The organism is Roseibium sp. (genome assembly GCF_025698965.1).
GTDB lineage: Bacteria > Pseudomonadota > Alphaproteobacteria > Rhizobiales > Stappiaceae > Roseibium.
This window is the reverse complement of record NZ_JAILWL010000260.1, coordinates 1-9,082: the sequence shown is the minus strand read 5'-3', so window position 1 is coordinate 9,082 and position 9,082 is coordinate 1. Positions and strand designations below refer to the sequence as shown.

Annotated in this window: 10 protein-coding genes; 4 read left to right on the top strand and 6 right to left on the bottom strand. The window is 54.7% G+C overall.

Annotated elements, in window-relative coordinates; translation table 11 throughout:
* Positions 1-384, top strand: a 384-nt coding sequence (locus K5905_RS19765) for a DUF4332 domain-containing protein (RefSeq protein WP_297586863.1), incomplete at its 5' end; no start/stop codon positions are given.
* 90 nt (positions 385-474) lie between these two features.
* On the opposite strand, the gene K5905_RS19760 is transcribed toward K5905_RS19765, so the two are convergent.
* Complete coding sequence (locus tag K5905_RS19760; RefSeq protein ID WP_297586861.1) at positions 475-1,176, bottom strand: helix-turn-helix domain-containing protein; 702 nt, start codon at positions 1,174-1,176, stop codon at positions 475-477.
* 444 nt (positions 1,177-1,620) lie between these two features.
* Here K5905_RS19760 and K5905_RS19755 point away from each other — a divergent pair, with 444 nt between their 5' ends.
* Positions 1,621-3,609, top strand: a complete 1,989-nt coding sequence (locus K5905_RS19755; protein WP_297586859.1) for a methylmalonyl-CoA mutase family protein — start codon at positions 1,621-1,623, stop codon at positions 3,607-3,609.
* Positions 3,609-5,774 (top strand): methylmalonyl-CoA mutase, encoded by a 2,166-nt coding sequence (gene scpA, locus K5905_RS19750; protein WP_297586857.1) that lies wholly within the window; start codon positions 3,609-3,611, stop codon positions 5,772-5,774. Before K5905_RS19755 ends, scpA begins: the two co-directional genes overlap by 1 nt.
* 40 nt (positions 5,775-5,814) lie before the next feature.
* Here scpA and K5905_RS19745 read toward each other — a convergent pair whose 3' ends face one another.
* The 4 genes from K5905_RS19745 to K5905_RS19730 all read right to left on the bottom strand — a co-directional run bounded on the left by K5905_RS19745 (position 5,815) and on the right by K5905_RS19730 (position 7,647).
* Entirely contained in the window at positions 5,815-6,120 is a 306-nt protein-coding gene (locus K5905_RS19745; protein WP_297586855.1) for a hypothetical protein, read from the bottom strand.
* Positions 6,121-6,216: 96 nt separating this feature from the next.
* Positions 6,217-6,438 carry a helix-turn-helix transcriptional regulator gene (locus K5905_RS19740; protein ID WP_297586853.1) on the bottom strand — a complete coding sequence of 74 codons (222 nt, stop codon included), beginning with the start codon at positions 6,436-6,438 and terminating at the stop codon, positions 6,217-6,219.
* Between the two features lie 23 nt (positions 6,439-6,461).
* Entirely contained in the window at positions 6,462-7,043 is a 582-nt protein-coding gene (locus K5905_RS19735; protein WP_297586852.1) for a DUF2975 domain-containing protein, read from the bottom strand.
* A gap of 22 nt (positions 7,044-7,065) precedes the next feature.
* Positions 7,066-7,647 (bottom strand): DUF2975 domain-containing protein, encoded by a 582-nt coding sequence (locus K5905_RS19730; RefSeq protein ID WP_297586850.1) that lies wholly within the window; start codon positions 7,645-7,647, stop codon positions 7,066-7,068.
* A 181-nt stretch (positions 7,648-7,828) separates the two neighbouring features.
* Between K5905_RS19730 and K5905_RS19725 the strand changes: the two genes are divergently transcribed.
* The gene (locus K5905_RS19725) at positions 7,829-8,569 is read left to right on the top strand and encodes an outer membrane beta-barrel protein (RefSeq protein ID WP_297586849.1); all 741 of its coding nucleotides are present in this window, start codon (positions 7,829-7,831) and stop codon (positions 8,567-8,569) included.
* A 56-nt stretch (positions 8,570-8,625) separates the two neighbouring features.
* Here K5905_RS19725 and K5905_RS19720 read toward each other — a convergent pair.
* On the bottom strand, positions 8,626-9,082 hold a 457-nt coding region (locus K5905_RS19720), incomplete at its 5' end, for a haloacid dehalogenase type II (RefSeq protein ID WP_297586848.1).

The window sequence follows — 9,082 nt, the reverse complement described above, 5'->3', positions numbered from 1 at the left end:
GAAGGTATTGGTCCAGCTTATGCAGCGAAACTGAGCGAGGTCGGCATTAAAACGACCGAAGCCTATCTGGAGCGCGCAAAGGATCCGAAAGGCCGCAAGGCACTTGAGGACGAAACGGGGATTGACGGCAAGCGTATTCTGAAATGGGCAAACATGGCTGATCTGATGCGCATCAGCGGTGTTGGTGAAGAATATTCAGAGCTTCTTGAGGCGGCAGGTGTTGATACGGTGAAGGAACTGAAACACCGCAATGCTGAAAACCTTGCAGCCAAGATGAAAGAAGCGAACGAGGAAAAGAAACTCGTGCGCCAGGCTCCGAGCGAGAGCCAGGTTACCAAATGGGTCGATCAGGCAAAGGAATTGCCGCCGATGATGACCTACTAAATTCTGGTTGTTTAAACGACCACACCAAAAAGGCGTGCTTCCGGCACGCCTTTTTTTCGGACAGACTGGATGAGCCGATCTGTTTCGGTTTCAAACGCTGATCTGGCCGTAGCGCAGTGCTTCAACAACCGTGTGAGTCTTGTTTGAGGCGTTCAGCTTGACGCTTGCATTTTGGAGATGGGCATGCACCGTGCGCTGAGAAATGTCGAGCACGTCGGCGATTTCACCTGCCGTCTTGCCATAAGCCGTCAGTTCCAGCACCTTGCGTTCGCGCGTTGAAAGCGCACCTGGTCTTTGACCGGAAATCACGCCGAGTTCGCGCAGACGCGAGAAGGCGGCAGCGGAGAGAACTTCGAGATTGGCGAGATCGTATTTGTTGACCTGCAAGGATGGGCCGCTGGCAAATACGAATGCCTGGAACGGGTAGAGTTCGGTCACCGGAACAACAACGATCTGGCTACCTTCACCTGCTGATGCCAGAAGATCGGAATGCTCCATATCGCCTGCGGTGATTGTCCAGATCCTGGCGCGGTTCGACCCAAGTCCCAGCATCAAGGCACTGTCGTTCGCCGACAGCGAAGTGCTTTCAATGCCGTCGTTGCGCTGGTCAGGCCATCTGAAACGTTGAACGAGATTATCGATCGGCCGATTTGGCATCGGCAGACCCGTTATGAGAATATGGGTTGCACCCATGCGCCGGAGATTCGATTCCAGTATGTCCAGTACATGGTGTGCGGCATTGGCTTCCGAGATTGCTCTCAGCTTGCTCTTCAATTCTGTCTGATCAAGCATTGTGCACATCCTTTGCGGCTCAAAAAAGCCACGATTTACGAGGGCCGACTTTCGCCAGGCACCTGCGCTGATGGGTTGGTCTCGCATTCTGCTTCAACACCGCAAGTCAAAGCGGAACCCGGATGCCGCGCATTTCTTATAAGGGTAGAATTTCCCATGCGTCAGCACACATACGCTACAATACAATTGTAGATCGTACCAATAGGGAAAATTAGCGGATTTGGCAAATTGCGCCAGAAAATTGACAAATTGTCGTCCAAATTCGGTGTTTGCGCTAACAGGAATTGTTTACTCGTTTGTTCAGGAAAAGCAGTTCGAGATCTTGCCGGAGATTGCGGACGGGTGCCGTGACCCATCGATTGCCGCGCAATACTTAACCCATTGTGCTGAGTTGCCAAGCTTGACGGGCAGGGACTAAAACGATGCCCAAGGGAGACGATTGCAATGCCGCTCAGTTTTACCGGACCCGATAGCTTTTATTCCGCCGACGAGGAAGCTTGGTGGGCGTCCGTAGACAAAGCCCTGAAAGGGACATCCAGACAGAGGTTGTTTGGAACAACCGATGACGGTCTTGAGATTGCGCCGCTCTATGCTGGCCGGACGGATACACCGTCCAGGGCCTTGCGGAGCGAAAACCAGGACTGGTCGATCGTACAAAGGATCGACATCGCGGATCCGTCAGCCGCGAATGCGCAAATACTGGAGGACCTGGAAGGTGGTGCCAGCGGCCTTGAGCTGGTTCTCCCTGGAACACAGGCTGGACGCGGATACGGTACCCGCGTTTGCAATCTCCCGGAATTGGAAACTCTGTTTCACAATGTCCAGCTTGAGCTGATCAATCTTCGGCTTGAAGCAGGACAGGGAAGTGCCGAGGCTCTGGCTCTTGTTCTTGCCTATCTGGAAAAGCGGAAAATCGACCCGGCACTGGTCAAAATAGCTTCCGGTTTCGATCCATTCGGGCAAAAGGGAGTTCTTGGACCCGATGCGGTTGATCTGAACAGATCGATAAATGAGCTCAGGGACATGGCCGAAGCCGTGCAGGCTTCGGGAAGCCCGGCGCGCTTGCTCAAGTCGGAGGGGAGCATCTGGTATGACGCCGGGGCGACACCGGGTCAAGAACTTGCGCTTGTTCTGGCATCGGCTGCGGCGCAGCTGAGATTGCTTGAGAAAACGAAACTCGAGCCAGAGGTCTGGGCGAGCCGGATTTCCATGAACCTTGTAGCCAATGCCGATCAATTCGGAACAATAGCGAAGGCCAGGGCAATCCGGGCGCTTTGGGCGAATGTTCTGGACGGAGCCGGTTTACCGCAGTCGCCGATGCAGCTCCATATGTCGACTTCCTACCGCATGCTGACGCGCCGAGACCCTTGGGTGAACCTGCTCAGAAATACGGTGGCAACGTTTGCCGCAGGCGTTGGCGGTGCAGACAGCGTCTGCGTTTTGCCGCATACGCTCGCTGTCGGCCTGCCGGACGGGTTTGCCCGCCGTCTTGCGCGCAATACTCAGTCCATCTTGCTGGAGGAAAGCAACCTGTCGAAGGTCATGGATCCGGCTGCCGGGTCTGGAGCAATTGAAGACAGGACCGAGAAACTCTGTGCCATCGCCTGGGCGTTTTTCCAGGAAATCGAAGCCGCAGGCGGAATTGCAGAGGCGCTTCGTCAGGGATTGGTTCAAAAGCGCATAGGTTCCGCGAAGGCTGAGCTTGATGAGAGTGTTGCGCGCAGGAAGCGCCCGATCACTGGCGTCAGCGAGTTTCCGGATCTCGCCGAAACGAATGTGAAAGTGCTTCAGGACGAGCTGGTCGAAACAAGTGTTTCCCCGATTCCTCAAAGTGGCATTCCGGAGCCGGGCGAGGGTGAGTGGTTCAGTGCGCTGAAGTCTGCAGCTGCTGAGGGTAAAGCGCTGCTGGAGTTTGGCGAAGATAAGCCTCAGGAAGATCTGACTGCGCACAGACTGGCCGAACCATTTGAGAAGCTGCGCGCCGCTGCGGACGCTCTTGAAATCCGAACCGGGAAGGTTCCAACAGTCTTCCTTGCAAGTCTCGGGTCATTGGCCCAGTTCACTGCCCGGGCAACCTGGACCGCGAATGCCTTTGCCGCAGGTGGCGTCAAGGCCGTGGGGCCGGCGATCTACAAATCGCATGATGATCTTCTGATGGCGTTCAAGGAAAGCGGAGCGGCACTTGCCTGCCTTGTGTCTTCCGACGAGGTTTACGAGACAGAAGCCGCAGACCTTGCCCGAGCGCTGAAAGCTGCCGGTGCCAAACATCTGTATCTGGCCGGAAAACCCGGAGCGCAGGAAGCAGCGTATAGCGAGGCAGGTATCGATACGTATCTTCATGCCGGCTGTAACCTGCTGGCTCTTCTGGAAGACGCACATGCACAGTTGAACGCAGTGCATGGTGCAGACCAATCAGATCTGGAGGTCCTATGATGAGCAGGATCCCGAATTACTCAGACAAACCGTTCCGCAATCTCCTGAAAGAGGCAGATGCGGGATCTCGGACCGGGTGGGAAACACCTGAAGGCATCGAGGTTTCGCCGGTTTATCGTGCCAACGATCTGGACGGATTGAAGCATATTGACAGCTGGCCCGGGTTGCCACCGTTCCTGCGCGGGCCTTATCCGACCATGTATGTTCAGCAGCCCTGGACGGTGCGCCAGTATGCAGGATTTTCAACTGCTGAAGACTCCAACGCCTTCTATCGCCGCAATCTGGCAGCGGGCCAGAAGGGGTTGTCTGTTGCGTTCGATCTGGCAACCCACCGTGGGTATGACAGCGACCATCCGCGTGTTGCCGGTGATGTCGGCATGGCTGGGGTTGCGATCGATTCAATCTATGACATGCGCACGCTCTTTTCCGGAATTCCGCTGGACAAAATGAGCGTTTCCATGACCATGAACGGTGCAGTGCTGCCCGTTTTGGCGCTTTACATCGTGGCAGCTGAAGAGCAGGGCGTTGCTCAGAAGGACCTGTCGGGGACCATTCAGAACGACATTCTGAAGGAGTTCATGGTCCGCAATACCTATATCTATCCACCGCAACACTCGATGCGGATCATTTCGGACATCTTCAAGTTCACCTCCCAGAACATGCCGCGCTTCAACTCGATCTCGATTTCCGGCTATCACATGCAGGAAGCGGGCGCGACGGCGGATCTGGAGCTGGCCTACACCATAGCCGATGGCATTGAATATGCCCGTGCGGGTGTGGCGGCTGGAATGGACATCGATCGGTTTGCACCGCGGCTGTCATTCTTCTGGGCCATCGGTATGAACTTCTTCATGGAAGTTGCCAAATTGAGGGCGGCGCGTCTGATCTGGGCGACGCTGATGCAGGAGAACTTCCAGCCCGAGAACCCGAAATCCCTGTCCTTGCGGACACATTCGCAAACCTCCGGTTGGTCGTTGACCGCGCAGGATGTGTTTAACAACGTGACCCGCACCTGTGTGGAAGCGATGGCGGCGACCCAGGGACACACCCAGTCACTGCACACCAATGCGTTGGATGAAGCGTTGGCCCTGCCGACGGATTTTTCTGCTCGGATTGCCAGAAACACTCAGCTGTTCCTGCAGCAGGAGAGCGGCACGACCAAAGTGATCGATCCATGGGGCGGTTCTTACTATGTTGAGAAACTGACAGCCGACCTTGCCGAAAAGGCCATGGCTCACATTCGCGAAGTGGAAGAACTCGGTGGTATGGCAAAAGCCATCGAAAAAGGTATTCCGAAGCTGCGAATTGAAGAAGCGGCGGCCAAAACCCAGGCACGGATCGACAGCAACGCGCAAACGGTGGTCGGCGTCAACAAGTTCAAGCCTGATAGTGAAGAGGCTATCGACGTTCTGAAGGTCGACAACGCACAGGTGCGCGCGGCGCAGATCGACAAGTTGAAACGCCTGCGTGAGGAACGTAACGAAGGCGAGACACAGGCGGCTCTCGATGCCTTGACCAAGTGTGCCGAAACGGGCGACGGCAATTTGCTGGATCTTTCCGTAAAGGCGGCACGTGCCAAAGCGACCGTTGGTGAGATATCATTGGCAATGGAAAAGGTTTTCGACCGCCACAAGGCCGAGATCAAGTCGATCTCTGGGGTCTATAAACGGGAAGCAGGCGCCATGTCAGGAGCCATGGAAAAAGTTCAGAAACTGGTGGAAGCCTTTGAGGACAATGATGGCCGCCGTCCACGTATCCTTGTCGCCAAGATGGGGCAGGATGGGCATGACCGTGGCCAGAAGGTGATTGCTTCCGCCTTTGCCGATCTCGGGTTTGATGTCGATATCGGCCCGTTGTTCCAAACGCCTGAAGAAGCGGCTCGTCAGGCTGTAGAGAATGATGTCCATGTGGTTGGCGTCTCCTCGCTGGCCGCCGGCCACCTGACACTGGTTCCGGCCTTGAAGAAGGCACTTGCGGATGAAGGACGCGAGGACATCATGATTGTTGTCGGAGGTGTCGTACCGCCGCAGGATTACGAAGAACTTTACCAGTCCGGCGCTGCGGCGATCTTCCCGCCAGGAACCGTGATCGCGGAAGCTGCCATCGGCCTGATCGGCAAGCTCAATAAGCAGCTTGGTTACGGGCCGGCGGAAGCGGCTGAGTAGTGAATTTATCGGAAGATCGGCGTGACCAGTATTGCGTCGATCAGTCCTTTTGAGCCTGGCTGAGCGGCACCGGCAATTCCATGTATTGACTGAAAAGATAGGGACCCATGCGCCAACGGATTTGCGCGAGCGTGTAGGTGAGGTCCTTGTTGTCCTGAATGAATACCGTTTCAGGTACACTTTTCTCGGCGTCCTGCAGGACGATGCCGGTGTTTCCGTCTTCCAGATCGTAAAGTGTGCAGTCGCAGATCGGCTTTTCCTTCAGATCCAGCAATTTGCCGGACCGGAGCCTGGCTCTGGAAGCAGGCGACGGGCGCCCTTCGAATTGAATTGTTTTGAGCGCCATGGCCGCCGGTTCTGACTGGTTGATCTGCGGGGACTTCGAATGCAGGTCAGATTTAGGCGCTTCAGCTTGTGTCAGGCTTGAGCCTTTGGAAACTTGTTATCCCTCAGCGTCTTCGCCAGGTTCGTAGATCAGAATGTCGCCCGGCTGGCAGTCCAGAACCTCGCAGATCCTTTCCAGCGTTTCGAAACGGACGCCTTTGACTTTGCCTGATTTGAGCAAAGACACGTTCTGTTCGGTAATGCCGATCCGCTCGGCCAGCTCCTTGGACCGCATCTTGCGGCGGGCGAGCATGACATCCAGTTCGATAATGATGGGCATGATGGGTCCCCGGTCCAGCGTTGCTATATTATTTGTCTGTTTTCTTCTGCAAGCAGAGCGGCTTCGCGCATGATCCATCCAAACAGAAGCAGGAGAGCCCCGAGAATCATGCAAAATATTTCCCCGCCATCAACTGTGACGTCAATAATCTTCTCTCCTTCGGGATAGTCCAGAGTGAGAATGAGCGAGGTAACGGGATCGCTGGCCACCTCGAAGATCGCATAGGAGATGAACCAGATGCCGAGCGATACGACGGTTTCCAGGGTTTTTGGCGAAAAGAAATCCATGCTTTCAAATTGCAAACTCAAGGACCGCAACGTCCAGACTGCACCGATTAGCAGCGTGAACATAACAAGGACAAGCGTCGCCAATGCGCCGCGCTGGGCGGGTGACATATCGGCTATGACACGCTCCGTATCTTCGATCGTTACGGTGCCGTGACCGGAGACGAAAGCAATTTCAGGCGACAGAACGGACAGCACAAGTACTGTTGCCAGAACAAACAGAGCCAGAGCACAGACTGTCATTGCCCATTTCAAGAGCCTGGCACAGAGCTTAATGCGCTGGAGCCGTTTGGATCTGATCGAAGTTTCAAAGGAATTCATCTAATGGTCCTCCTGCCTGGCATCAGACGAATTGTCGGTTTTCGTCAGCAATCAGCGCTGCTTCGCGCAGGATCCAGCCAAACAGGAGCATCAGCGCGCCGAGAATGAGACAGAATATTTCGGCGCCATCCAGGCTGATTTCCAGTGAACGCTCTCCGGGGGGAAGGTCGTAGGTCAGGATAATTGAGCCAATCGGGTCGCTGATGAGGTCGAAGATTGCGAAAACGATCAGCCAGACACCGATAGAAATGACGTTTGCCAGGGTTTTCGGCGAAAAGAATTCCATCATCTGAAACCGTTTGAAGACTTGACGGATATTCCAGACCGACAGGGCAAGAAGGGTGATTGCGATGCAGATCAGTACCGCGACACCCATTCGTTGAACGTATGGAATTTCGTCAATGCGACGTTCAATATCGGCAATGTCGATCGTTTCGTCCGGGGAAATCAGCAGGTCGTTGGGCATGGCGATTTCAACCAGAATAAGCCCCCCAAGCAGCACCATCAGGACCAGAATTACCGTCACGGTCCACTTCATGAACGCAGATAATCTGCGGATTCTTGTCAGCCGCTTTTCTCGCTCAGCCCATTCAAGATCGCTCATCGGTTTCTCCGTTCGGTGGCCCAGACGGCGATGTGTCTACAGCTCTCCCGGTCAAAAAGCAATTATTTTGATATCGCTATTGACAAAAAAATTATTGCCGACAATTTTTAAATTATCGTTTTACAATAAAAAATGAATGTTGTAGATCGGTGCGAATTCAAAAACTCAAGTGAGATCACCAATGGTAAGTTCTTTTGCCAATTATGTTTTTTTCGTTCCGGCCAAACCGGGACGTGCTGCAGTCCTGCGGAGACTGCGATGCCACTGGCTCGTTGAGCCTGCGATACTTTGCCTTGTTCTGGCAGTGCTGGTTTCTGGGGCTCAAGCCGCAGATCTTGAGGATTATCAGAACCCGGGGTTCGATCCGATCACAGCTCCTCGGTCGATTTGGGCAGGTCCTTACTTGGGCTTCGAGGCGGGGCCCTCCCAGACGGTGACAGACGTGAAGGCTGGCGGGAGAAGCAAGGACCTTTCGCGTGTCGATGCCGCGTTTGGTCTGTTTGGCGGCTACAACTGGGAAGTCTCGCGCTTTGTGCTCGGGGTAGAGGGCGGCGCGACCTATCTGGGAGGACGTGAGAAAGGTCGGCACCCGACACTGGGTACAGTTGAAGCCGGTGCAAAGTGGACTGTCAGTGCCAAGGCACGGGCAGGTTTGCCGATTGGCAATTTCATGCCTTATCTGAGTGCAGGTGTTGCTGCGACCGAACATAGTCTCAAGGCAAACGGCAAAGAGAGGTCTTCGGTGTCGCTCGGTCCCGTTGTCGGGGGCGGGCTGGAAGTTGCCTTCAAGGATGATTGGCGGTTGCGCGCTGATTATTCGCTCACCGGCATCATTGACGACAAAGCCAGATATGGTGGCACGAGCGTTAGCAGAACGTCGGGCAACCACCGGTTCATGATCGGAATTTCACGGGCGTTTTAACGCCCGTCACTTACACGAAAGCAATTTGCCGAAAATACTGGTTGCCCTGAAATCCATTAACCCAGGGCAGCCAGGCCTGTCAGGTCTGCAAGCACGGCCTTTGGAGCAAGGTCCGGATATTCATCCGGCATCCCGGTCCGGTTCATCCAAACCGTCCTGAAACCGAATGCAGCTGCGCCTGCAATGTCCCATCGGTTTGAGGATTGAAAGGAAACCTCTTCGGGATAAATGCGGAAATGGGTTGTGACCATTTCATAGACCTGTGGGTCGGTTTTGAACGTTCTGAGTTCGTCAACCGAGAAGATCTCATCAAACAGTTCCGTCAAGCCGGCAGCTTTAGCAGCTGCTTCCAGCATCTTGGGAGAGCCGTTCGAGAGGATTGCGATTTTTGCTCCCGTTGCCTTCAGGTTTGTCAGAACCTGAGGAACCTCGGGATAGCAATCAAGCTTCCAATAGGCATTGAGAAGATCATCCCGCAGCGACTTGTCGGCTGAAGGCACCAGCGCGAATGCG